Origin of the sequence: Streptomyces sp. NPDC004327 (assembly GCF_042873935.1) — a bacterium.
In the GTDB taxonomy this organism is placed as follows: Bacteria; Actinomycetota; Actinomycetes; order Streptomycetales; family Streptomycetaceae; genus Streptomyces.
This window is the reverse complement of the sequence record NZ_JBIAME010000010.1, coordinates 164,368-187,468: the sequence shown is the minus strand read 5'-3', so window position 1 is coordinate 187,468 and position 23,101 is coordinate 164,368. Positions and strand designations below refer to the sequence as shown.

19 protein-coding genes are annotated in these 23,101 nt (G+C 74.4%); 8 read left to right on the top strand and 11 right to left on the bottom strand.

Annotation, left to right across the window (positions count from 1 at the left end; genetic code table 11):
- Positions 1–40 precede the first annotated feature (40 nt).
- The 3 genes from ACFYU9_RS30895 to ACFYU9_RS30885 all read left to right on the top strand — a co-directional run bounded on the left by ACFYU9_RS30895 (position 41) and on the right by ACFYU9_RS30885 (position 2,583).
- Entirely contained in the window at positions 41–1,252 is a 1,212-nt protein-coding gene (locus ACFYU9_RS30895; protein ID WP_389346927.1) for a pyridoxal phosphate-dependent aminotransferase, read from the top strand.
- 84 nt (positions 1,253–1,336) lie between these two features.
- Positions 1,337–1,795 (top strand): hypothetical protein, encoded by a 459-nt coding sequence (locus ACFYU9_RS30890; protein WP_389216509.1) that lies wholly within the window; start codon positions 1,337–1,339, stop codon positions 1,793–1,795.
- Positions 1,796–1,923: 128 nt separating this feature from the next.
- A complete protein-coding gene (locus ACFYU9_RS30885) occupies positions 1,924–2,583 on the top strand; it encodes a DUF2293 domain-containing protein (RefSeq protein WP_389216506.1) in 660 nt (219 codons plus the stop codon).
- A 119-nt stretch (positions 2,584–2,702) separates the two neighbouring features.
- On the opposite strand, the gene ACFYU9_RS30880 is transcribed toward ACFYU9_RS30885, so the two are convergent.
- Entirely contained in the window at positions 2,703–3,464 is a 762-nt protein-coding gene (locus ACFYU9_RS30880) for a chaplin (RefSeq protein ID WP_389216503.1), read from the bottom strand.
- A 233-nt stretch (positions 3,465–3,697) separates the two neighbouring features.
- Here ACFYU9_RS30880 and ACFYU9_RS30875 point away from each other — a divergent pair, with 233 nt between their 5' ends.
- The gene (locus tag ACFYU9_RS30875) at positions 3,698–5,482 is read left to right on the top strand and encodes a hypothetical protein (RefSeq protein ID WP_389346925.1); all 1,785 of its coding nucleotides are present in this window, start codon (positions 3,698–3,700) and stop codon (positions 5,480–5,482) included.
- Here the strand turns inward: ACFYU9_RS30875 and ACFYU9_RS30870 are convergent.
- Genes ACFYU9_RS30870 through ACFYU9_RS30855 form a run of 4 tightly spaced genes read right to left on the bottom strand, consistent with a single transcriptional unit; the run spans position 5,475 to position 12,398 of the window.
- Positions 5,475–7,586, bottom strand: coding sequence for a tetratricopeptide repeat protein (locus ACFYU9_RS30870; RefSeq protein WP_389346922.1), 2,112 nt, complete (start codon positions 7,584–7,586; stop codon positions 5,475–5,477). The genes ACFYU9_RS30875 and ACFYU9_RS30870 overlap by 8 nt on opposite strands.
- Positions 7,583–8,062, bottom strand: coding sequence for a hypothetical protein (locus tag ACFYU9_RS30865; protein ID WP_389216495.1), 480 nt, complete (start codon positions 8,060–8,062; stop codon positions 7,583–7,585). Before ACFYU9_RS30865 ends, ACFYU9_RS30870 begins: the two co-directional genes overlap by 4 nt.
- Positions 8,063–8,106: 44 nt before the next feature.
- A complete protein-coding gene (locus tag ACFYU9_RS30860) occupies positions 8,107–9,405 on the bottom strand; it encodes an SWIM zinc finger family protein (protein WP_389216492.1) in 1,299 nt (432 codons plus the stop codon).
- On the bottom strand, positions 9,402–12,398 hold the full coding sequence (locus tag ACFYU9_RS30855) for a DEAD/DEAH box helicase (protein ID WP_389346920.1): 2,997 nt from the start codon (positions 12,396–12,398) through the stop codon (positions 9,402–9,404). The genes ACFYU9_RS30860 and ACFYU9_RS30855 overlap by 4 nt, the downstream gene beginning before the upstream one ends.
- A gap of 211 nt (positions 12,399–12,609) precedes the next feature.
- Here ACFYU9_RS30855 and ACFYU9_RS30850 point away from each other — a divergent pair, with 211 nt between their 5' ends.
- Complete coding sequence (locus ACFYU9_RS30850; protein WP_389216487.1) at positions 12,610–12,945, top strand: hypothetical protein; 336 nt, start codon at positions 12,610–12,612, stop codon at positions 12,943–12,945.
- A 6-nt stretch (positions 12,946–12,951) separates the two neighbouring features.
- Here the strand turns inward: ACFYU9_RS30850 and ACFYU9_RS30845 are convergent, their stop codons facing one another.
- Positions 12,952–13,662 (bottom strand): class I SAM-dependent methyltransferase, encoded by a 711-nt coding sequence (locus ACFYU9_RS30845; RefSeq protein WP_389347066.1) that lies wholly within the window; start codon positions 13,660–13,662, stop codon positions 12,952–12,954.
- Between the two features lie 180 nt (positions 13,663–13,842).
- On the opposite strand from ACFYU9_RS30845, the gene ACFYU9_RS30840 reads away from it, so the two are divergent.
- A complete protein-coding gene (locus tag ACFYU9_RS30840) occupies positions 13,843–14,142 on the top strand; it encodes a DUF6343 family protein (RefSeq protein WP_389216484.1) in 300 nt (99 codons plus the stop codon).
- Positions 14,143–14,249: 107 nt separating this feature from the next.
- Here ACFYU9_RS30840 and ACFYU9_RS30835 read toward each other — a convergent pair whose 3' ends face one another.
- From ACFYU9_RS30835 to rpsA, 4 genes are all read right to left on the bottom strand, one after another.
- A complete protein-coding gene (locus ACFYU9_RS30835; protein ID WP_389216481.1) occupies positions 14,250–14,636 on the bottom strand; it encodes a tetratricopeptide repeat protein in 387 nt (128 codons plus the stop codon).
- Between the two features lie 159 nt (positions 14,637–14,795).
- Positions 14,796–15,401, bottom strand: a complete 606-nt coding sequence (coaE, locus tag ACFYU9_RS30830; protein ID WP_389346918.1) for a dephospho-CoA kinase — start codon at positions 15,399–15,401, stop codon at positions 14,796–14,798.
- Between the two features lie 138 nt (positions 15,402–15,539).
- The gene (locus tag ACFYU9_RS30825) at positions 15,540–16,478 is read right to left on the bottom strand and encodes a PAC2 family protein (RefSeq protein WP_389216476.1); all 939 of its coding nucleotides are present in this window, start codon (positions 16,476–16,478) and stop codon (positions 15,540–15,542) included.
- A 190-nt stretch (positions 16,479–16,668) separates the two neighbouring features.
- Positions 16,669–18,162 carry a 30S ribosomal protein S1 gene (rpsA, locus tag ACFYU9_RS30820; RefSeq protein ID WP_389216473.1) on the bottom strand — a complete coding sequence of 498 codons (1,494 nt, stop codon included), beginning with the start codon at positions 18,160–18,162 and terminating at the stop codon, positions 16,669–16,671.
- Between the two features lie 360 nt (positions 18,163–18,522).
- Between rpsA and ACFYU9_RS30815 the strand changes: the two genes are divergently transcribed.
- Both ACFYU9_RS30815 and hrpB read left to right on the top strand, forming a co-directional pair.
- Complete coding sequence (locus ACFYU9_RS30815; RefSeq protein ID WP_389346916.1) at positions 18,523–19,356, top strand: class I SAM-dependent methyltransferase; 834 nt, start codon at positions 18,523–18,525, stop codon at positions 19,354–19,356.
- A gap of 185 nt (positions 19,357–19,541) precedes the next feature.
- Positions 19,542–22,121, top strand: a complete 2,580-nt coding sequence (gene hrpB / locus ACFYU9_RS30810) for an ATP-dependent helicase HrpB (RefSeq protein ID WP_389346914.1) — start codon at positions 19,542–19,544, stop codon at positions 22,119–22,121.
- Here hrpB and ACFYU9_RS30805 read toward each other — a convergent pair.
- Positions 22,105–23,097 carry a DUF3068 domain-containing protein gene (locus tag ACFYU9_RS30805; protein WP_389216464.1) on the bottom strand — a complete coding sequence of 331 codons (993 nt, stop codon included), beginning with the start codon at positions 23,095–23,097 and terminating at the stop codon, positions 22,105–22,107. The genes hrpB and ACFYU9_RS30805 overlap by 17 nt on opposite strands.
- Between the last annotated feature and the right edge of the window lie 4 nt (positions 23,098–23,101).

Here is a 23,101-nt window from a genome sequence, read left to right as displayed (position 1 = left end):
TGGTAAAACCAAGCATCAACACTTCTGGGGAGGTCGGCACATGGAGTTCCGGCAGTCGAGCAAGCTCAGCGAGGTCTGCTACGAGATCCGCGGCCCGGTCATCGAGCACGCCAACGCCCTGGAGGAGGCGGGCCACAGCGTGCTCCGCCTCAACACCGGCAACCCCGCGCTCTTCGGCTTCGAGGCGCCCGAGGAGATCGTCCAGGACATGATCCGGATGCTTCCCAAGGCGCACGGCTACACCGACTCCCGCGGCATCCTCTCCGCCCGTCGCGCGGTCGCCCAGCGCTGCCAGTCGATGGGCCTGCCGGACGTCGACGTCGACGACATCTACCTCGGCAACGGCGTCTCCGAGCTCATCTCCATGGCCACCCAGGCCCTCCTGGAGGACGGCGACGAGGTCCTCATCCCGGCCCCCGACTACCCGCTGTGGACCGCCGTGGTGACGCTCGCCGGCGGCAAGCCGGTGCACTACCTGTGCGACGAGTCGGCCGACTGGTACCCGGACCTCGACGACATGGCGTCGAAGATCACCGACCGGACCCGTGCCGTCGTCGTCATCAACCCCAACAACCCCACGGGCGCGGCCTATCCGAAGGAGATCGTCGAGGGCATCCTCGACCTCGCCCGGCGCCACGGCCTGATGGTCTTCGCCGACGAGATCTACGACCAGATCGTCTACGACGACGCCGTCCACTACCCGGCCGCCTCGCTCGCCCCCGACCTCGTCGTGCTCACCTTCGGCGGCCTGTCCAAGACGTACCGGGTGGCCGGGTTCCGCTCCGGCTGGCTGGTCGTCACCGGCCCCAAGGAGCACGCCAAGAGCTATCTGGAGGGCCTGGACATGCTGGCCTCCATGCGGCTGTGCCCCAACGCGCCCGCGCAGTACGCCATCCAGGCCGCGCTCGGCGGCCGGCAGTCCATCCACGAGCTGACCGCACCGGGCGGCCGGCTGCGCGAACAGCGCGACCGGGCCTGGGAGAAGCTCAACGAGATCCCCGGCGTCTCCTGCGTCAAGCCGAAGGGCGCGCTGTACGCCTTCCCGCGCCTCGATCCGGCGGTGTACCCGATCCACGACGACGAGAAGTTCGTCCTCGACCTGCTGCTGCGCGAGAAGATCCAGGTCGTGCAGGGCACCGGCTTCAACTGGCCGCGCCACGACCACTTCCGCATCCTCACGCTGCCGTACGTGGACGATCTGGACGCCGCGATCAGCCGCATCGGCCGCTTCCTCGCCGGATACCGCCAGTAGCCGCCCTCGGATTACCTCCCTCCTGCGATGATCTGACGGATCGTCGCAGGAGAACGGTCGTCACGAGGGAGGAGCGGAAGCGTCATGGATGCGGCCCTGATAGCCGTCGTCGGAACCCTGCTGGGAGTCGTCGCCACCCATTGGTTCCAGGGCCGGGCCGCAGAGCGCACGGCCTCGCTCGCCCGGACCGAGCAGCTGCGCCAGGAGCGCATCTCGACCTACAGCGCCTTCGCGGGCGCCGTCGTGGACTACCGGCAGAGTCAGAACGACCGCTGGTTCAAGGCCCACCTGGATCCCGGCTCGGAGGAGGCGGAGCAGTCGCGGTTCGCCTCGTACCGGCAGCGCACCACCGCCCGGCAGGCGCTCTTCCGGGTGCAGCTCATCTGCGACGACGCGCGCGTGCGGCAGCTCGCCGAGGCCGCGTTCCAGGTGACCCACTGCATGCACGAGGCCGCGGACGACGCCGAGCGCACACGGCGCTCCGACGAGGCGAAGGAAGCCCTGGCCGTGTTCGTCGCGGCGGCCGCGCCGGGCGTGCGCTGAGCGCGAACCGGCACGAGGGGCGTGCGTCAACGGACTGTGCGCGCCCCGGCGTACGCGACCGGGGCACCCGGCCCGCGCCGGGTTCACGCCGGGGCATCGGCCGCGCCCCGTACGGGTAGAAGACCGTCGTGGATCTCGTCGCCCCGGTCGTGGTCGAACCGCTCAGACGGCGCCGCTGCTCGGAGTGCCACCAGGGGCCGCTGGAGCGGATGATCGTCGAGTTCAACGCGCCGGTCTGCCTGGACTGCGCCGATCTCGGCCATCTCGTCTTCCTGCGCCGCGGCGACACCGCCCTCACCCGCCGGGCCCGCGAGGGCAGTTCGCTGTGGGCGGTGGTGGTACGGCACAACCGGCGGCGCACCCGCTACGAGCGCCAGGGCCTGCTCGTCGAGGAGCGGGCGCTGGTCCGGGCGGAGGCGGCCTGCCTCGCGGACGCCGAGGCGCGGGCGCGGCGCCGGGCCAGGGACGCGGCGCGCCGAGCGGAGCGGGACGCGGAGATCACCGCGACCCTGGAGGCGGAGATCCTGCGGCGCTTCCCGGGCTGCCCGGCCGACCGGGCGGCGGAGATCGCCGCCCACGCCTCGGCCAAGGGCAGCGGGCGGGTGGGCCGCACGGCCGCCGGCCGGGCGCTCGACCCGGGCGCGGTCGCGGCAGCGGTGCGGGCCGCCGTCCGGCATGTCGACACCGACTACGACTCGCTGCTCATGACCGGGGTGCCACGGCACCAGGCCCGGGCGAGAGTCGCGCCCGCCATCGAGACGGTCCTCCGGGCCTGGCGTGCGGGCTGAGGGGCGCGGCGACGCGGCGCCCTGAACTCAGCCCTGTCCGACGCGCGGGCCGTACGGCGGGATGACGGCGGAGCCAAGGGCGCCGGGGCAGCCCTGGTGGGACGCCCCGGCCGGCCGGCTCAGCCCTGGTCGGCCGACGCGCGCCGGGCCCTGCGGTAGAGCAGCGCCCCGCCGAGGAGCAGCGCGGCGCTCGCCGGGGCGGCGAAGCCGAGGGAGTCCGATCCGGTGCTGGCGAGCGAAACCGGCTCGGAGTGCGGGCGCGGGGCCGGCAGGTGCCCGCCGGTGCTCTTGGCGGGCACCTGGGGCTCCGGGGCCGGCGGGCGAGGGGTCGGGATCTCGGGGTGCTCGCACTCCTCCTGGGACTCGTTGACCGAGGTGTTGCCGGTGGCGGCGTTGCCGATGCCGACGACGTTGACCGAGTTGCCGCTGAGGTTCACGGGCAGGTCGATCGGCAGCTGCAGGCCGTTGCCGGAGAGCACGCCCGGGGAGCCCGCGGTGTGGCTCTCGGCGGTGGCCCCGCCGCCGTTGGACGCGCCGCCGCCGCGCGTCCCGCTGCCGGATCCGGTGTCGCGCGGGGTGCCCGGCAGGTCCTTGTGGGCCGGTCCGCTGTCCGCGGAGTCGCCGCCCGCGGACTCGGTGGAGCGGTTGGCACAGCTGTTGCCGGCCGCGGGGTTGAGCAGTCCGACGACGTTGACGGTGTTCCCGCAGACGTTCACGGGGACGTGCACCGGCAGCTGAACCGCGTTGCCGGAGCCGACCCCCGGCGAGCCGACGGCGGCACCCTGTGCCGCGGAGTCGGCGTGGGCGGCGCCCGCCGAGAGCGCCAGCGCGCCACCGGTGACCAACAGTGTGGCCAGACCACTTCGGCGAATCTGCCTCATGGCTTCCTGCCTTCCGGATGTCTTCACGGGCACTCGCCCGTACCCGAAATAACGCCATCCATGACGTGCCCGGATCCGCAGCCCGACGTGTTTCACTCCATCGAGGGAGTGTGAACGGGGCGGATCATGTCCCGGCGTCGGTTGTTGGCAGTGGGTTACGGTGACACGCGGGTGACCGGAGCGGGCCGGGAGAGGGCGCGGACGAGGCCCGGAGGAAGTCCGGAGGGGACGAGGTGTCCGTGGGGCGGGAGTGGCTGCGGGTGCCGGTGGGCCGGGACGCGGCGCGCTGGCGGACCAGGGAGCCCGCTCGTACGGTGCTGTTCGTCGTCCACAACGTCACCTCGGCCACCCGGCTGCTCGACGTGCTGCCGCTCTTCGACGACGCCCTCGACCTGCAGACGCTCGCGACCTGTACGGGTTCCTCGCCGTTCCTGGCCGGGGTGCCTGAGCTGCTCGACCGGGCCGGCCTGCCGGTGGTGCCGTGGGAGCAGGCGAAGGAGCTGGCCGCGAGCGGAGCCGTCGACCTCGCGGTCAGCGCGAGCTACGGCGGAGAACTCCAGGCGTTCCAGGGGAAGTTGACCATCCTCTCACATGGCGCCGGATACAATAAGAGGCTGGCGACACCGGACACCGGACACCGGACACCGGACACCGGGCTCGGGGCGTGGGGCGGGAACGGCGGTGCTCCCGTCTTCGGCATGGACCCGCAGTGGCTGCTCCACGAGGGCAAGCCGCTCGCCGCGGCGACCGTGCTCTCCCATCCCGAACAGCTCGACCGGCTGCGGCGCGCCTGCCCCGAGGCCGCCGGGACCGCCGTACTCGCCGGTGACCCCTGCTTCGACCGGATGCTCGCCCTCCGCCGCCGCCGCCCGGCGCTGCGGCGGGCGTTCGGGGCCGGTGACGGGCGCCGGCTCGTCGTCCTGAACTCCACCTGGGGCCGCGCCTCCCTCGCCGGCTCGGACGCCTTCCCGGCCCTCCTGCGGGAGTTGACGGAGACGCTGCCGGTGGACGAGTACCGGCTGTGCGCGGTGCTGCACCCCAACATCTGGTACGGGCACGGGCCCGGCCGGGTCCGCGCCTGGCTGCGCCGGGCCGCCGACTCCGGAGTCCTCCTCGTCGACCCGCTCGACCACTGGCGGCAGGCCGTCGCGGCGGCCGACTGCGTCATCGGCGACCACGGCTCCGTCACCTACTACGCCGCGGCCCTCGGCCTGCCGGTGCTGCTCGGGACCTTCCCCCACGACGAACTCGACCCGGCCTCCCCCGTCGCCGCGCTCGGCCGGGCCGCTCCCGCGCTGCGTCCGGGAACTCCGCTGCGGGCCCGGCTGGACACGGTGATCGACGGTCATGTGCCGGGGCGTCACGACGGGTTCGCGGCGGCGGTGACCTCGGACCCCGGCGCGTCGGCAGAGCTGCTGCGGACACTGTTCCACCGTCTGCTCGCCCTTCCCGAGCCCGCACGCCCGGCCCGGCTGCCGTCGCTTCCCGTCCCCGAAGGGACGGAGAACCCGCGGGTGACCGTTCCGGTCCGGGTCCTCACCACGGTCCGGGACGCCCCGGGCGGCCCGCCCGAGGTCGCGGTCACGCGTTACGCCGATCCGGTCGCCGAGCCGGAGGTCCCCGTGGCGGAGGACGCGCACACGGTCGTCGACGACGGCACCGCCGACGAGGGGCGGCTCGCGCTCGCGGACGTCGTCACCGACCCCGGCCGGGCCGGCGAGCCGCCGGGCCCGCGCGCCGCGGAGCTCCTCGCCCAGCGCCCGTACACCGCGCTCGCCGCCGTCGCCACGGGCCCGGGCCGCTGTCTGGTCCGCGACCGGGACGGCACGGCCCTCGAACTGACCGCGCTCCCCCGCCCGGACGGCTTCCCTGACCCCTGCGACCCGTTCGCGTACGCCTCGGCCGTCCACGCCTGGCGCGCGAGCGGACGGCCGCTGTCGGAGCTCGCCGCCGCCGGTGTCCTCGTCGTGGCGACGGGCGCGACGCGCCACCGGGTCGCCGTACGGCCCGCTACCTGAGCGCCTCCCGTTCGGCGCGCAGAGCGGCCGCCTGGGGTGCGCCGAGGCGCTCGTACCGCTCGATCGCGTCGGTCAGGAAGCTCCGGCGCTCCTGCGTGGTCGCCGCGGCCCGGGCACGCAGCGCCGCGAGGGCCGCCTCCTGGACCGGGACCCGCTCACCGGCCATCCGCTCGGCCGCGTCGGCGAGGACCCGGGCGGCGCGCTCGCGGTCGCCGGCCGCGAGGGCCGCCTCGCCGAGGCTGGTGAGCACGCGGGCCTCGTTGTACGGGTCGGGCAGCGCGGCCATCAGCTCCCGGGCCCGCTCCAGGGTGGCGACGGCGTCCGCGTGCCGGCCCTGACCGGAGAGGGCACGGCCCAGGTGGTGGGCGAGGAGCGCGCGGGCGCGGGGGTCCTCGGTGAGCGTCCCGGCGGTGCGGAAGGAGTCGGCGGCCTCCTCGTGGCGGCCCTGGGCGAGCCGGACCAGGCCGATGGATTCCCGTGCCGTCGCCTCTCCCGTACGGAAGGCGGCGCGCCGGTCGGCCTCGGCGGCGGCGATGAAGGCCGCCTCGGCCTCGGCGTACCGGCCGAGCTGGTGGAAGGCGAAGCCGAGCTGGGTGTGCATGCGGCCCTCGGCGCCGGGCGGCGCGGGGCAGCGGGTGACGGCCGCGATGCCGAGGCGGTGGGTCGCGATCCACTCCTCGTGGAAGCCCTGCCGGAAGAACAGGCTCCAGAGCGCCTCGCAGAGCTGCCAGGTGAGGTCGTCTAGTCCGTACGCGTCGGCGGTCCGCACGGCCTCGACGAGGTTCTCCCGCTCGGCGAGCTGCCAGTCGGTCGCGGCGCCCGGGGTGGCGGGGACGCCGGGGCCCTCGGGCAGCCGGTCGTAGACGGGGCCGAGGCGCCAGCGGCCGGGCATGACGCGGGCGTCCGCGGCGGCGGCCATGGCCAGGTGGTGGCGCAGCAGCCGCCCGACGGCCGCGGCGGACCGGCCGGGCCCGTCGGTCTCCAGGGCGCGGCGCTCGGCATGGGCGCGGAGCAGGTCGTGGTAGCGGTAGCGGCCGGACTCGTACTCCTCCACGAGGTGGAGCGAGGCCAGCTCCTCCAGGAGCTCGGCGGCCCGCTCGGCCGTGACCTCGGCCAGCGCGGCGGCGGCGGGCGCGGTGAGCCCGGACCAGCGGCGCAGTCCGCCGAGCCGGTACAGCCGGGCCGCGTCGGGCGTGAGGTCCTGGTAGGAGGTGTCGGCACCGGCGGTGACGGGGTCGCGGCCCTCGGCGCCGCCGGTGCCGTGGGCGTCCGCCGCCGGCGTGGCCATGTCGCGCTCCAGCTGCTGCCAGGTGAGATGGGTCCGCACGGCGAGCCGCTCGCCGGCCATGCAGAGGGCGAGCGGGAGGCCGCCGCAGCGCCGGGCGACGGCTGCCGCGCCGGTGCGGGCGTGGGTGCCGTCGCGGCCGGACAGCCGGGTGAGGAGGAGCGCGGAGTCGGCGGGGCCGAGCGGGGTGAGGGCGAGGCGGTGGGCGCCGGTCTCGCGGGTCAGGCCGTCGAGCCGGCGGCGGCTGGTGACCAGGGTGAGCGAGCCGGGGCCGGTCGGCAGCAGCGGGAGCACCTGGGCGGCCGAGTGCGCGTTGTCGAGCACGGTGAGCAGCCGGCGGTCCGCGGTGAGCGTGCGGAACCAGTCGATCTGCTCCTGTTCGTCGGCCGGCACGTACTGCGGGGCGACGCCGAGGGCCCGCAGGAAGCGGACGAGGATCGCGGAGGGTGTGGCGGCCGTGGCGGTGGCGTCGCCGCGCAGGTCGGCATGGAGCTGGCCGCCGTCGAAGCGGTCGCGCAGGCGGGCCGCGAAGTGGAGCGCGGTGGCGGATTTGCCGATGCCGCCGGTTCCGGTGAGCAGGACCACGCGGGGAGCCGGGTCGTCCTCGGCGCCGTCCAGGAGGGCGGTGAGCCGGTCGAGTGCGTCGCGGCGGTCGGTGAAGTGGCGGGTGGCGGGCGGGAGTAACCGGGGTGGCGGGCTGCCCGGGACGATCGCCGGGACGACGGCCGCCACGGTGAGCGTGTCGATCCGCCCGGCCTGGACGACGGTTCCGTGGACGGTGCCGCCGACGTCGTTGCGCACGACGGGGTCGCGGGTCATGACCGGGAGCCGTCCCGGGTGTCGCTCCCGGCGGTGCCGCCGGTGCCGCCCGTCTGGTGGGCGGTCATCCGGCCTACGGTGCCGGCCTGGATGAAGAGGCCGTGACTCCCCCCGTTGACGGTGTTGTTGACGATGAGGGTGGCGCTCTGCTCGCCGCCCAGCTCGTCCAGGATCGCGCGCAGTTCCGCCGCCGACTCGGGGTCCGCCAGCAGGCTGCGCCGCATCCGGGCCCGCCACTCGACCTGGGCCTCGCCCCGGGCCTCGGCCGCCGCCTCCGCGTCGCCGCTCTGCTGGGCGCGGAGCACCTCGTCGCGGGCGGCCTGGAGTTCGGCGCCCACCGCCTCCTCGTCGGCGCCGGAGCGCGCCGCGAAGTACGCGGCGATCCGGGTGCGGGCCCGCTCCCAGCCGTCGCTCACCATCTGCTGTACGAGGGCGGTCGCCCCCGTCGTCGCCAGTGCCACCAACTCGGCTTCCACCAGGCCCCCTTCGAAGCTCCGTGCGTCCGCGTCCAGCCTATCGGTCACCTGCCGAGCAGGTCGGTGATCACTCCCACCGGGTCGGCGTCCGGGGTGCCGCGCGGCCACCAGTCCTCGCGGTCGGCGTCCGACTCGTACCCGTACCAGAGCCCGTCGCGGCCGAGGCGGAGCTGGAGGGTGCGGGTGGACAGCTGGTTGCGCCAGGGGCGGAAGGCGGGGAGGTCGGCGGCGAGCAGGGCGGGTCTGGCCCGGTCGAAGGGGCCGGCGGGCGGGTCCCAGGGCTCTTCCAGCACGGCGAGTCCGGCGGGTCCGCCCTGGCGCCAGGCGGCGACGGCGCGGGCGAGGTCGGTCGGGGTGCGGTCCAGGGCGTGGGCGAGGTCGCGGTAGAGAGCGCGGGTGGAGGCGGTGAGGCCGGAGCCGGGGTGCGCGGCGGCCAGCCGTACCGCGTCCTGCCAGGGGGTGAGGGCGGCGACCGGGTCGTGTCCGGTGGTGAGGAAGGCGTGGGCGCGGGCGGCGGCCTCGGTGGCGAGGAGGTCGAGGGCGAGCGGGTCGGGCGCGTCGGGGTCGGCGGGGAAGACGGCGGGGCGGCCGGGATGCGCGGGTGCGGGCAGGGGCGGCGGCAGGGGCGGGAGGGTGTGGCCGGTGGTGGGGGCGAGCACGGTGCGGGCCGGGACGCTCGGCAGGTCGGGGCCGGCCGCCGGGCCGCTGCCGGTGCGCTCGGCGGCGGCGCGGGTGGCGTTGCGGCGGGTGAGGGCGGCGAGGATCTCCTGTTCGCCGCGACCGCGCATCAGGAAGAGGACGAAGGGGTCTTCGTCGAGGAGGCGGGCGGACTGGTAGCAGAGGGCGGCGGCGTGTTTGCAGGGGTAGCCGTCGTCGGGGCAGGAGCAGTCGGGGACGAGGTCGCCGGGCGCGGGCAGGAGGCCGGTGACGGCCTCCAGGGCGTGCGGGACGTCCTTGTCGAGAAGGGCGGCGATGTGCTCGGGCCGGGCTGCGGCCTCGTCGAGGACCCGCTCCCAGTCGTCGTCGCCGAGGGTCCGCAGCCGGATCTCGGTGCGGTACGGGCGGGGGCGGCTGCCGTGGACGTAGGCGACGACGCGGCCGGGGGTGACGGTGATGGCGTCGACGTGGCCGCGCTGGGCGTACGCCTTGCCGCGGGCGAGCCGGGCCGGGTCGAGGGCGGTGTCCTCCAGGGCGTCCACCCAGGCGTTGCCCCACCAGGTGGCGGCGAAGCGTCCGTCGGGCGCCGTGTGCGGGGCGAGCTGGGGGAAGGTGCGGCGCCGGTCGTCGTGGCGGGGCAGGGCGCCGGCCCGGGGCGCGGGACGGCCGGGGAGGCGGGGGGTCATGCGGGCCTCCTCAGCGAGACCAGGTCGGCCAGTTCGCGGTCGGTGAGCTCGGTGAGGGCGGCCTCGCCGGAGCCGAGGACGGCGTCGGCGAGGGCCCGCTTGGCGCGCAGCATCTCGGCGATGCTGTCCTCCACCGTGCCCTCGGCGATCAGCCGGTGGACCTGGACCGGCTGGGTCTGGCCGATGCGGTAGGCGCGGTCGGTGGCCTGTTCCTCGACGGCCGGGTTCCACCAGCGGTCGTAGTGGACGACATGGCCGGCCCGGGTGAGGTTGAGGCCGGTGCCCGCGGCCTTCAGGGAGAGCAGGAAGACGGGGACCTCGCCGTTCTGGAAGCGGTCGACCATCCGCTCGCGCTCGGCGACGGGCGTGCCGCCGTGCAGCAGTTGGGCGGGGATGCCCCGGCCGGCGAGGTGGTCGGCGAGGAGCCGCGCCATCGACACGTACTGGGTGAAGACGAGGACGGAGCCGTCCTCGGCCAGGATCGTGTCGAGCAGTTCGTCGAGGAGGGCGAGCTTGCCGGAGCGGCCGGCGAGCCGTGGGGCGCGGGTCCCGGCCGCGTCCGGCCGGGTGCCCTGCGGGGCCTGTTCGGCCGCTTCCTTGAGGTACTGGGCGGGGTGGTTGCAGATCTGCTTGAGCGCGGTGAGCAGCTTCATGATCAGTCCGCGGCGGGCCATGCCTTCGGCGCCCTCGATCTGCGCCATGGTCTCGCGCACCACCGCCTCGTAGAGCGACGCCTGTTCGCGGGTGAGGGGGACGGGGTGGTCGGACTCGGTCTTGGGCGGCAGCTCGGGGACGATCCCGGGGTCGGACTTGCGGCGGCGCAGCAGGAACGGCCGGACGAGTCGGGCGAGGCGCTCGACGGCCTCCTGGTTGTCGAGCTCCTCGCTGTTCTCGACGGCGCGGGCGTGCCGGGCGCGGAACGCCTTCAGGGGGCCGAGGAGGCCGGGGGTGGTCCAGTCGAGGAGCGCCCACAGCTCGGAGAGGTTGTTCTCCACGGGGGTGCCGGTGAGCGCGACGCGGGCGGGGGCGGGGAGCGTGCGCAGTGCCTTGGCGGTCGCGGAGAAGGGGTTCTTGACGTGCTGGGCCTCGTCGGCGACGACCATGCCCCACCGCTGCTCGGCGAGCCGGGGCGCGCTGGTGCGCAGGGTGCCGTAGGTGGTGAGGACGAAGCCGCCGTCGAGCCCTTCGAGGGTGCGGCCGGTGCCGTGGAAGCGGCGGACGGGAACGCCGGGTGCGAAGCGCTGGATCTCCCGCTGCCAGTTGCCGAGGAGCGAGGCCGGGCAGACGACGAGGGTGGGGTGGCGGTGGGCGCGGCGCAGGTGCAGGGCGATGAGGGTGACGGTCTTGCCGAGGCCCATGTCGTCGGCGAGGCAGCCGCCGAGGCCGAGGGAGGTCATGAGGTCGAGCCAGGCGAGGCCGCGGAGCTGGTAGTCGCGCAGGGTGGCGTCGAGTCCGGGCGGCGGCGGGATGTCCTCGGGGCCGGCGAGGAGCCGGTCCCGGAGGGTGGCGAGGGCACCGACGGGGACGGCGGGGACGGTCTCGCCGTCGATGTCGGCGGTGCCGGTGAGGGCGACGGCGAGCGCGTCGACCGGTTCGAGGAGGCCGAGTTCGCGCTTGCGGGCCTTGCGGACGAGGTCCGGGTCGACGACGACCCACTGGTCGCGCAGGCGCACCACGGGCCGGTGGGCCTCGGCGAGGGCGTCCATCTCGCGGGTGGTGAGCGGGTCGCCGTCGAGGGCGAGCTGCCAGTTGAAGCGGAGGAGTTCGACGCTGTCGAGGAAGCCGCTGCCGTCGGTCGCGGAGCCGGGCGCGGTGCGGGCGGGGCGGACGACGGCGGAGGCGGTCAGCGAGCGGGCGAGGTCGCGGGGCCAGTGGACGACGACCCCGGCGTCGGCGAGCCGGGCGGCGGCGGGGCCCAGCAGCTCGTACAGCTCGTCCTCGGAGAGCGCGAGGGTGTCGGGCACCTCCCGTTCGAGCAGGCGGCCGAGGGGCGGCCAGACGCGGGCGGCACGGCGCAGGGCGAGGACGGCGTCGATCCGGGCGCGGGGGCCGAAGTGCTCGTCGCCGTCCCCGGCCCAGAGGGCGGCGGCGTCGATGACGAGGGTGGGGTCGGCGAGGCTGTGCACCTGGAGGAGGGCGGCCGCGGCCTGCCGCCGCTCGACGCCGCCGTCGTCCACTCCTTCGGCGGGCTCGGAGATGTCGAAGAGCTCGTGGGCGGAAAGATCGAGGCGCAGCGAGACCCGCACCCCGGCGTCCATGCCGGCGGCGGCCTCGGCGGCCCAGGCACGCGCGCGGGGCAGCCGGTGGGGCTCGCGGGCGGCGAACGGCGCGCCGACGGCGTGCGGCGCGGCCGGAGTGCGGGGCAGGGTGTCGGCGACGGCGTCGAGGAAGGCCCGCACCAGCGCCTCCGGCTCGGGCAGCCGCAGCGGGCCGCGGCCGGGCACGGGCGTGGCGTGGGCCTCGTACGGCATGGCGGCGGCGATCCCCCGCAGATGCGCGATGTCCTCGGCGTCGAGCGGTCCGGCCCGCCAGGCGTCGTGGTCGTCGGCGGTGAGGCCGGGAAGGAGCCGGGCCCGGGCGACGAGCTGGAGCGCGTGCAGGGCGGCGGCGCCCCAGCAGGCGGCGGCAGGGTGCGCCGCCGGATGCCGGCGGGCGGCGACCAGGGCGGGCAGGGCGTCGGCGACGGGCAGGATCACGGCGGGCACGGTCCGGCTGCGCGCTCCCGTGCCGTGCCGCCGCACGACGGTCAGCTCGCCGTGCTCGGCGGAGCCGGGCAGTGCGCCCGCGCCGTCCGCGCCGGGCCGGGCGTCCGGTCCGGCGGACGGCGCGGCCCCAATCCCGGCTCCGGCTCCGGCTCCGGCTCCGGCTCCGGGCAGCGGGCCGCCGTCCGGGGCCCAGAAGGCGACACGGCCCTCGCGGGGCAGGGCGGCCGGCACGAAGACGGCCGCGAGACCGCACAGGGCGCTCCAGGTGTGGGTCACGGCGCTGCTCACCTCCCGGTCCGCGACGGATTCCGACTGGATCTCCGACCTTACGGGTGAGGTCTGACAATGCCCCTCGCGGCGCCTTCCCCCGGGCGGCCCAGCCGTACGTGACAGGCCGCGCGGGAGGGGGCAGGGTGGCGGGCAACAGGCTTCCCGCCCGTGCCCGCCCGCCCGACCCGCTCGGCCCGCACCGACCTGCCCCGACAGATGAGGATTCCGCATGTCCGTTCACCGGCGTCTCACCATCGCCACCGGGACCGTCCTGCTCACCTTCGCCGTCGCGGGCTGCTCCGGGCTCGGCCGCAGCGCGGTGGGCACGATCTCGTACGAGACCGGACGCGAGCTCGCGGTGACGGTCACCAGCCCCTCGGTGAACGGCTGCCACCGGCTGGCGCCGTCGGGGGTGACGAAGATCGAGAACGCGTCGATGCTGGACCTCAGGCTCTACCGGACCCGCGACTGCACGGGTGAGCACAACATCTACCTGCCCAGCCGGAGCGGCAACGAGATCGTGCCGGGCACGCCGCCCTGGCGCAGCTACAGCGTCGTCCACTGACCCGGGTCAGCGCGGCCTCCCCGGCGCGGCCACGGGGCGGGCGAGCACCCATGTGCCGTCGTCGGTCAGAGCGGCGTCGACGGCGAGCCCGGCCTCGGCGAGATGGCCTTCGAAATCCTCGCGGGTCAGCGGCCGGGACAGGAAGGTCTGGGTCCAGCGCGCGTCCGGGAAGACGTACTCGGCGTGGACCGAGTTCACGCCGTCGCCGACCGGTTCCGCCGACACGATCCGTACGGTGTAGCCGCCCGGGTCGTGGCGCTCGCGCGGCACGTCCAGGTGCCAGTCAGCGCCCTCGCGCTGGATCAGGACGCGGCCGTCGTCCTTCACATGGCGACGGCAGGTCTCCAGGAGGGCCTGCCGGGTCCGGTGGTCGGCGGTGTGCACGAGGAACGAGCCGAGCACGACCGCGTCGAACCTGCGCGGCAGGTCCAGCGTCTCGATGGGGCTGCGGACGGTCTCGACGCCCGGGGCGCGCTCGCGGACCGCGGCGAGCATCTCCGCCGACTCGTCCACGGCCGTCACCGCGAAGCCGCGTTCGGCGAGCGGCACGGTCACCCGGCCCGCGCCGCTGCCCAGCTCCAGGAGCGCGGCGCCGGCCGGCACGGCGGCCGCGATGACGTCGGGTTCGCTGCCGACCGACAGCCGCCGGTACAGCTCGACGGCGCAGCCGTCGGGGGTGATCGGCCCGGGCCCGGTGCCCTGGTGGCCGTGGCGCATGGGGTCGGTGCCGTGATCCCCGTCTTCGCTCATGCCCTCTCACGTCCTCTCGTCGGGCCCCGGTGGGTCTTCGGGCCTTCTTGGGCTTTCTCGGGTCTTCTCGGGCCTTTTCGGATGGTGCGTCGCGGGTAGATGCTGGATGTGCCCTCGGGGGATCCCTGACCCGGGAGATGCGATCTCATGCGTACGGGCAGTGAACCGGCGACCGCGCGCAGCGCGCTGCGGCTGCGTTTCTGGCTGAGCCTGTGGGGCCTGCTCTGGGCCGCCTTCGGGACGACCGTGTTCTCCCTGGTCGAGCGGCCGGGCTGGGCGGCCGCCTGCGCGGTGCTGTTCGTGGTGGCCGCCGTGGACCTGGGCATGGTGACGCACCACCTCCGGCAGGGCCCGCACTGGCAGCCGGGACGTGACATCCCTCCGTACGAGCCGGACCACGGCGGCAGGGGACGGCGGCCGGGGACGGGGGCCGGTCCGCGGCCGTGAACCGAGGGGGCCGGGGGCCGGGGCGGCTGCGGCTGTGGGGCGCGGGCGGCGGGTCATCCGGCGACGGCGGTGGGAGCGGATCGGAGCAGCGGGCCGTGGCGCCGGGTCTACTCCTCCGGCGAGCCGGGGTCGGCCGGTCCGAAGCGGGCCGCTTCCAGGTACTCCGGCTTGGGGTCGAGCGCGGCGGCGAGCCGGAAGTGGCGGGTGGCCTGCTCGTCGCGGCCGGAGCGCTGGTAGGTGCGGGCGAGCGCGAAGTGGGCGAACGCGTTGTCCGGCTCCCGCTCCAGGACCAGCTCGAACTCCAGCTCGGCGGGACGGAGTTGCGCGGCGGCGAAGAAGGCGCGGGCGCGCAGCAGCCGGGCCGCTGTGTTCTCCGGGTGGGCGGCGATCACCGAGTCGAGCAGCTTGACCGCGCCTCTCGGGTCCCGCGCGGCGAGCAGGTGCTCGGCGGCGCGGAAGTCGATGACGTGGGTCTCCGGGTTCCTCTCGGGCACGGCGGCTTCCTTCCCTCGCTCCGGCAGTTCAACAGCGGGCACGGCGACCGCATTCCGCGGAGCACCACCCCCTGGTGGGGTATTTCCTCGCGGACCCCATCCCTACCCCCGTCGCCGGACTCGGGACGCGCCGGAACCGCGCCGAACCCCTTGCCGCCGCTAGGAGTTGCCCGCCGCGCGCTGCCGGAGCTCCTCCCACACCTTGCGCACCTGGGGCTCCAGCGCCTCCAGGGGGCCGTCGTTGTCGATGAGGAGGTCGGCGACGGCACGGCGCTGGGCGCGGGTGGACTGCGCCGCCATCCGGGCCCGGGCCTCGTCCTCGGTCATCCCTCGCTGCCGGACCAGCCGGTCGAGCTGGGTCTCCGGGGCAGCGTCCACGACGACGACCAGGTCGTAGAGGGACGCGAGGCCGTTCTCGGTGAGGAGGGGGACGTCATGGACGACGACGTCGTCGGGGCCGGCCTGGCCCTCCAGCTCGGCGGAACGGGCGCCGACGAGCGGATGGACGATGGCGTTGAGGGCGGCGAGGCGCGCGGGATCGGCGAAGACGATCGAGCCGAGCTTGGGCCGGTCGAGCGTGCCCTGCGGGGTGAGGATCTCCGGACCGAACTCCTCGACGACGGCCGCGAGCCCGGGCGTGCCGGGCTCCACCACCTCGCGGGCGATCCGGTCGGCGTCGACGAGGACGGCTCCGTACGAGACGAGCAGCCGGGACACTTCGCTCTTGCCGGCGCCGATTCCGCCAGTCAGGCCGACGGTAAGCACGACTACCCCTCCAGGCTTCATCCCCGCGCAAGCAGGGAGCAATGACCAGCGCCGATGCCGCCAGTCAGGCCAGCCGGATCATCCCCGCCGGCGACGGGGAGCATGGCCGGTCAGGCAGCCTAGCAGCCGGTCCGACGGCTAGGCGTCGCCCTCCCGTTCCGCGAGGAAGCGCTCGAACTCGCGGCCCAGCTCGTCCGCGGAGGGCAGGTCGACGGGCTCGGCGACGAGGCTGCCGCGGGTCTCGGCGCCGGCCACGGCGTCGTACTGGTGCTCGAGGCCCTGGACGAGCGCGGTCAGCTCCTCGTCGCCCTCGCCGATCTGGCGCTCGATCTCCGTCTGAGTGCGCCGGGCCTCGGTGCGCAGGGCGTGCGCGACGCCGGGCAGGACCAGGCCGGTGGCGGCGGTGACGGCCTCGAGGGCGGTCAGGGCGGCGTCGGGGTACGGGGAGCGGGCGACGTAGTGCGGGACGTGGGCGGCGACGCCCAGGGTGTCGAAGCCCGCTTCGGTGAGGCGGAACTCGATCAAGGACTCGGCACTGCCGGGCACCTGCGCCTCGTCGAACGGGCTGCGGTGGCCCGGCATGAGGTCGACGCGGCTGCCGTGCGGGGTGAGGCCGACCGGGCGGGTGTGCGGCACGCCCATGGGGATGCCGTGGAAGTTGACGGCGAGGCGGACGCCGAGGCGCTCGACGATCTGGCCGACCGCGGCGGCGAACCGCTCCCACTCGACGTCGGGCTCGGGCCCGGAGAGCAGCAGGAAGGGCGCGCCCGTGGCGTCCTGGACGAGGCGGACCTCGATCGCCGGGGTCTCGTAGGCGGTCCAGCGGTCACGGCGGAAGGTCAGCAGGGGGCGGCGGGCCCGGTAGTCCACGAGGCGGTCGTGGTCGAAACTGGCCACCAGCTGGTGCGGCAGGGTGTCGAGCAGCCCGTCGACGATCTGCTCGCCGGTCTCACCTGCGTCGATGTAGCCGTCGAAGTGGTAGAGCATGACCAGCCCGGCCGACTCCTGCGCCAGGGCCATGTCCACGACGGCCAGACCCTTCTGGTCCCATTCGTACAAATCCTGGGGATCAAGCACGATTTCCGCTCCTCCTCGCGTTCTTCAGCGACAACACCACCCGGCACACCGCCATTCCCCGTACCCCGGATTTCCGTGTACCGCGGATTTCCACGCGGCAGCGGACGGTGACCGGAAAACGAACGAGGCCCGCCTCCCCGAAGGGAGACGGGCCTCGACGCTAGCTACTGGAGCTCAGCGGTGAGCCGATTCAGCTCTGGCCGCCGGCCAGCTTCTCGCGCAGGGCGGCAAGCGCCTCGTCCGACGCCAGGGCGCCGGCGGTGTCGTCCGACTCCGAGGAGTACGAGCCACCGGTCGGCGCGGCGGCCGGAGCGGCGGCGCCACCCTCGGCAGCGGCGGCCTCGTCGGCCTCGCGGGACTTGATGACCTGCTGCTGGTGCTGCTCGAAGCGCTGCTGCGCCTCGGCGTACTGGCGCTCCCACTCCTCGCGCTGCTTCTCGTAGCCCTCGAGCCAGTCGTTGGTCTCGGGGTCGAAGCCCTCGGGGTAGATGTAGTTGCCCTGGTCGTCGTAGGACGCGGCCATGCCGTACAGGGTCGGGTCGAACTCGACCGACGCCGGGTCGGCACCGAAGGACTCGTTGGCCTGCTTGAGGGACAGCGAGATCCGGCGACGCTCGAGGTCGATGTCGATGACCTTGACGAAGATCTCGTCGTTGACCTGGACGACCTGCTCCGGGATCTCCACGTGGCGCTCGGCCAGCTCGGAGATGTGGACCAGACCCTCGATGCCCTCGTCCACGCGGACGAACGCACCGAACGGAACCAGCTTGGTGACCTTACCCGGGACGACCTGGCCGATCTGGTGGGTACGGGCGAACTGCTGCCACGGGTCCTCCTGCGTCGCCTTCAGCGACAGGGAGACACGCTCGCGGTCCATGTCGACGTCGAGAACCTCGACGGTGACCTCCTGGCCGACCTCGACAACCTCGGACGGGTGGTCGATGTGCTTCCAGGACAGCTCGGAGACGTGAACGAGACCGTCGACGCCACCCAGGTCCACGAAGGCACCGAAGTTGACGATCGAGGACACGACGCCGGAGCGGACCTGACCCTTCTGGAGGGTCGTGAGGAAGGTCTGGCGGACCTCGGACTGGGTCTGCTCGAGCCAGGCGCGGCGGGACAGGACCACGTTGTTGCGGTTCTTGTCCAGCTCGATGATCTTCGCCTCGAGCTCCTTGCCCACGTAGGGCTGGAGGTCGCGGACGCGACGCATCTCGACCAGGGAGGCCGGGAGGAAGCCGCGGAGGCCGATGTCGAGGATGAGACCACCCTTGACGACCTCGATGACGGTACCGGTGACGATGCCGTCCTCTTCCTTGATCTTCTCGATGGTGCCCCAGGCGCGCTCGTACTGGGCACGCTTCTTCGAGAGGATCAGGCGGCCTTCCTTGTCCTCCTTCTGGAGAACCAGGGCCTCGATCTCGTCGCCGACCTTGACGACCTCGTTCGGGTCGACATCGTGCTTGATCGAGAGCTCGCGGCTCGGGATGACACCTTCGGTCTTGTAACCGATGTCGAGCAGGACCTCGTCCCGGTCGACCTTCACGATGACGCCGTCGACGATGTCGCCGTCGTTGAAGTACTTGATCGTCTCGTCGATCGCGGCGAGGAAGGCTTCCTCGTTACCGATGTCGTTGACCGCAACCTGCGGGGTGGTGGCGGTGGTCTCGGTGCTGCTCGTCATGTGGGAAAGGGCTCCGGTTACGGACAGAAAGTCGTAGGTACTGCTACGCCGAGAGCCCGTATCGCACTGAAGAAGCCGGACAGCCAATGAAGCGCCTTCCCGCCGAACGGGGGGCGCCTCGAAAACCGAGGGGACTGCAACAGGTGCGAGCGCGGCCTGCTCCGTCTGAGGCGCGCAGGCCCGCAGCGCAACCTTTAGCATACGGGGGCAGCCGGACAGGGTCAATGCGCGAAGCGCACACCCGGGGCGGATCGCCTCATACCCGGCACAACTCGTGTCAGCCCAGGCCATCCTGGCCGCGGGAAGCCGTGCCGCGTTCTACGCGCGCGGCTCTGAGCGCAAACTACATCGACGGGCGAGATGAACCAAGAGTACGGACACGAAGACGAACCCGAGGACGACGCCGAGGCCACCCGGCGTGACGCCGGGGACGCGGAGAGCAGCCGCGCGAGCCGGGGCTGGTGGGACCGGAACGCCGACGAGTACCAGACCGATCACGGAGCGTTCCTCGGCGACGACCGGTTCGTCTGGGGCCCGGAGGGGCTCGACGAGGCCGAGGCGGGGCTGCTCGGGCCGGCCGCGGCGCTGAAGGGCCTCGACGTCCTGGAGATCGGCGCGGGCGCGGCGCAGTGCGCGCGGTGGCTGGCGGCGCAGGGGGCCAGGCCGGTGGCGCTCGACCTCTCGCACCGGCAGCTCCAGCACGCGCTGCGGATCGGCGGGGACGTGCCGCTGGTGGAGGCGGACGCGGGGGCGCTGCCGTTCCTCGACGGCTCCTTCGACCTGGCCTGCTCGGCGTACGGCGCGGTGCCGTTCGTGGCCGACCCGGTACGGGTCTTCCGCGAGGTGCACCGGGTGCTGCGGCCGGGCGGCCGGTGGGTGTTCTCGGTGACGCACCCGATCCGCTGGGCGTTCCCGGACGAGCCGGGGCCCGAGGGCCTGTCGGTCGCGGCCTCGTATTTCGACCGGACGCCGTACGTGGAGCAGGACGAACGGGGGCGCGCTGTCTACGTCGAGCACCACCGGACGATCGGCGACCGGGTGCGGGACGTGGTGGCCGGCGGCTTCCGCCTCGTCGACCTGGTCGAACCGGAGTGGCCGGCCTGGAACAGCCAGGAATGGGGTGGCTGGTCGCCGCTGCGGGGGAACCTGATCCCGGGCACGGCGATCTTCGTCTGCGAGCGCATCGACGCGTAGGCGCCCGCGCATATAGGGGAGTGGGTGGGGCCGGCCGCCGGGGAGGGCTGCGGCGCCCGGCTCGCCCTGGCAGGGCCGGCTCGGCTCTGCACCGCCCGGCTCGGCTCGGCTGATTAGTACTACTGATCGGCGGGCCTGTGGACGACGTGACGCGGCTGGTCGGCCCGGCGTACGAGACTTGCCATGTGATCCGAAACGACGCTCTCGACCGTCTTCCCGTCCGCCATGCCGTCCCCGAGCTGCTGACCGCGCTCGAGGAGCGCGGCACTGCGGTGCTGCACGCCCCGCCGGGGACCGGCAAGACCACGCTGGTCCCGCTGGCGCTCGCGGGGCTTATAGGGGACGGGCCGGAGCGCCGGGTGCTGGTCGCGGAGCCGCGCCGGATGGCGGTGCGGGCCGCGGCCCGGCGGATGGCGTGGCTGCTCGGCGGGGAGGTCGGCGGGGCCGTCGGATTCTCCGTGCGCGGGGAGCGCCGGGCAGGGCCCGCGACCCGGGTCGAGGTGGTGACCACGGGTGTCCTGCTGCAGCGGCTCCAGCGCGATCCGGAGCTGGCCGGAGTGGACGTGGTGCTGCTCGACGAGTGCCATGAGCGGCATCTGGACGCGGACACGGCATTGGCGTTCCTGGTGGACGTGCGGGCGACGCTGCGGCCGGAGCTGAAGCTGATCGCCGCGTCGGCGACGAGCGACGCGAAGGCGTGGGCGGATCTGCTGACGGTCCTGGACGGCAGTGGTCCGGCGCCGGTCGTGCGGGCCGAGGGCCGGATGCACGGCTCGGCGATCCACTTCGCGCCACCGCCGGCCGGGGTACGGCCGGCGCACGGCACCTGGGTGGATCCGGCGCTGCTGCGGCATGTCGCCGCGACGGTCCGGGAGGCCCTGGAGCGGCACGAGGGCGACCTGCTGTGCTTCCTGCCGGGGACGGGGGAGATCGCCCGGACGGCGGGGCTGCTCGCGGATCTGGACGCCGAGGTGCTCCAGCTGCACGGGCGGGCGCCTGCGGCGGTGCAGGACGCGGTGCTGCGGGGCGGCGAGCCGGGCGGCCGGCGGCGGGTGGTCCTCACGACGTCGGTGGCGGAGTCGAGCCTGACCGTGCCCGGGGTGCGGATCGTGGTGGACTCCGGGCTCGCGCGGGAGCCGCGGATGGACCACGCGCGGGGTCTGGGCTCGCTCACCACGGTGCCGGTGTCGGTGGCGGTCGCCACGCAGCGCACGGGCCGGGCGGGCCGTGAGGGCTTCGGGACGGTGTACCGCTGCTGGTCCACGGCGGAGGACGCGCGTCAGGCGCGGTTCCCCTCCCCCGAGATCAAGGTCGCCGATCTGACCGACTTCGCGCTGCGCGCGGCCTGCTGGGGCGATCCGACGGCGGCCGGGCTCGCGCTCCTGGACGCGCCGCCGGCCGGGGCGATGGCGGCGGCCCGGGCGGTCCTGATGGCCGTGGGCGCCGTGGACGAGGTCGGCCGGGCGACGGACCGGGGGGTGCGGATGTCCCGGCTCGGCCTGCATCCGCGGCTGGCCCGGGCGCTGCTCGACGGCGCCGCCGAGGTGGGGGTGCGGCGGGCGGCGGAGGTGGTGGCGCTGCTGAGCGAGGAGCCGCCCCGGGAGTACGGGGACGATCTGGCGGCGGCCTGGCGGGAGGCACGCCGGGGCGGCGACGGATACGCGGCGCGCTGGAAGGCGGAGGTGCGGCGACTGGAGCGCGCGGCCGGCGGGGACACCCGGGCCGGTGGGGAGATCGGGGCCGGTGGGGCGTCGGGGGCCGGTGGGGCGTCGGGGGCCTTGAGCGAGGACGCGGTGGCGGGTCTGGTGACGGCGCTCGCCTTCCCCGAGCGGGTGGCGCGGGCCCGGGAGCAGGGCGGCCATCTGATGGTGTCGGGGACGGGGGCGCGGCTCTCGGAGGGCTCGCGGCTCGGCTCGCCGGCGTGGCTCGCGGTCGCGGTGGCGGACCGGACGGCGCAGAGCGCGACCGCGCGGGTGCGGCTCGCGGCCGTGGTGGACGAGGAGGTGGCGCGGCGCGCGGCGGGGCATCTGCTGCGGGCGGGCGAGGAGGTCCACTGGGAGGACGGGGACGTGGTGGCCCGGTCGGTGGAGCGGCTGGGTGCGGTGGAGCTGACGGTCCGCCCGCTGCGGGAGGAGGCCGATGCCGGCCTGGTCCGGGAGGCGCTGCTCGACGGGCTGCGCCGGGAGGGCACGGCGCTGCTGCGGTGGAGCCGGGAGGCGGCGGAGCTGCGGCAGCGACTGGCGTTCCTGCGCCGGGAGCTGGGCGAGCCGTGGCCGGATGTGGCGGAGGCGGCGCTGCTCTCGCGGGCCGGGGAGTGGCTGGAGCCGGAGCTGTCCCGGGCCCGGCGGCGGGCGGATCTGGGCCGGATCGACGCCGGGGAGGGCCTGCGGCGGCTGCTGCCGTGGGCGTCGGGCGAGGCGGGGCGGCTCGACGAGCTGGCGCCGGAGCGGATCGAGGTGCCGAGCGGTTCGCGGATACGGGTGGACTACGGCGGGGAGCGGCCGGTGCTGGCGGTGAAGCTCCAGGAGATGTTCGGGCTCGCCGAGACGCCCCGGGTGGCGGGGGTGCCGGTCCTGGTGCATCTGCTCTCCCCCGCCGGGCGGCCGGCGGCGGTGACCTCGGACCTGGCCTCGTTCTGGCGGGACGGCTATCGCGCGGTGCGGGCGGAGCTGCGGGGCCGCTATCCGAAGCATCCGTGGCCGGAGGATCCCGCGGCGGCGGAGCCCACCCGGCACACCAGTGCCCGGCTCAGGCGGGAGCGGTGACGGGGGCCGGTTCGGGGCGGGCGTCCGGGGCCCGTCCGCCGCGGGAGCGGGCTTCGAGCCAGAGGGAGAGGGCGAGCAGGAGGAGGGCGAGGACGGTGAAGCCCCAGGGCAGATAGGAGACGAGCAGGAGCACCATGAGCCGGTTGGACTTGACCAGGTCGACGACGCTCGCGATGTAGTCCTCGCGCATCTTCACGTGGCCGGCGAAGACGGTGATCGTGTCCTGGCCCATCAGGGCGCGGGCGTTGCGGAGCTCTTCCTTGTGGATCTCCTCGCCGTTGACGGGGGCGCCGGTGACGGGGTCGACCCAGAACATGCGCTTGGTGGTGTACCAGCGGGTGAGGCCGGTCTTGGCGAGGACGTCGGGGGTGATGCCCTGGACGGGCATGGCCTTGGGCATGGGGACCTTGGTCCAGGGGATGGTCTGCTCGAAGTAGTAGACGTCCAGGCCGCGGAAGGTGCGGGTGCCCTTGTAGTGGATGGGGGCCGAGGTGCGGGTCTGGGCGTCGAAGTACTGGTAGTCCCGCTTCTCGGTGAGGAAGGGCCACTTGAACTCGATGCCCTCGCGGCGGACCGGGTCTCCGTCGACCATCTCGCCGGTGGCGTGGACGGGGTCCTGGGTGTGGGCGTCGAAGACGTAGCGCTCGGGGATCTTGGAGACCATCTTGCCGTCGGGGCCGGTGACGTAGGAGAGCGAGTCCCAGACGACGACGTCGCGGCCGGCGTCGCGCTCGATCTTCTTCGACTCCTCCACGTTGCCCTTGAGGGTCTGGATGATCGTGATCTTGTCGACCTTCTCGGCCTTGAGGGTGGAGTAGTTGAGCAGGGTGGCGGGCTTCGCCTCCAGGACGGTCACCTGGTACTGGTTCGGCGGGATCTTCGCGAGGCGCGGGAAGGCGTACCAGCGCAGGGTGGGGGCCATGGCGGCGAAGAAGACGGCGAGGGCGAGGAGGACGAGGCTGGCTCGGCGGCGCATGGCG

Bases quoted from the DNA above. Each gene is read 5' to 3' on its own strand.
- ACFYU9_RS30895 (WP_389346927.1), top strand. From the start codon at position 41: ATGGAGTTCCGGCAGTCGAGCAAGCTCAGCGAGGTCTGCTACGAGATC.
- ACFYU9_RS30890 (WP_389216509.1), top strand. From the start codon at position 1,337: ATGGATGCGGCCCTGATAGCCGTCGTCGGAACCCTGCTGGGAGTCGTC.
- ACFYU9_RS30880 (WP_389216503.1), bottom strand. From the start codon at position 3,464: ATGAGGCAGATTCGCCGAAGTGGTCTGGCCACACTGTTGGTCACCGGT.
- ACFYU9_RS30870 (WP_389346922.1), bottom strand. From the start codon at position 7,586: ATGACCCGCGACCCCGTCGTGCGCAACGACGTCGGCGGCACCGTCCAC.
- ACFYU9_RS30860 (WP_389216492.1), bottom strand. From the start codon at position 9,405: ATGACCCCCCGCCTCCCCGGCCGTCCCGCGCCCCGGGCCGGCGCCCTG.
- ACFYU9_RS30850 (WP_389216487.1), top strand. From the start codon at position 12,610: ATGTCCGTTCACCGGCGTCTCACCATCGCCACCGGGACCGTCCTGCTC.
- ACFYU9_RS30845 (WP_389347066.1), bottom strand. From the start codon at position 13,662: ATGCGCCACGGCCACCAGGGCACCGGGCCCGGGCCGATCACCCCCGAC.
- ACFYU9_RS30840 (WP_389216484.1), top strand. From the start codon at position 13,843: ATGCGTACGGGCAGTGAACCGGCGACCGCGCGCAGCGCGCTGCGGCTG.
- rpsA (WP_389216473.1), bottom strand. From the start codon at position 18,162: ATGACGAGCAGCACCGAGACCACCGCCACCACCCCGCAGGTTGCGGTC.
- ACFYU9_RS30815 (WP_389346916.1), top strand. From the start codon at position 18,523: ATGAACCAAGAGTACGGACACGAAGACGAACCCGAGGACGACGCCGAG.
- ACFYU9_RS30805 (WP_389216464.1), bottom strand. From the start codon at position 23,097: ATGCGCCGCCGAGCCAGCCTCGTCCTCCTCGCCCTCGCCGTCTTCTTC.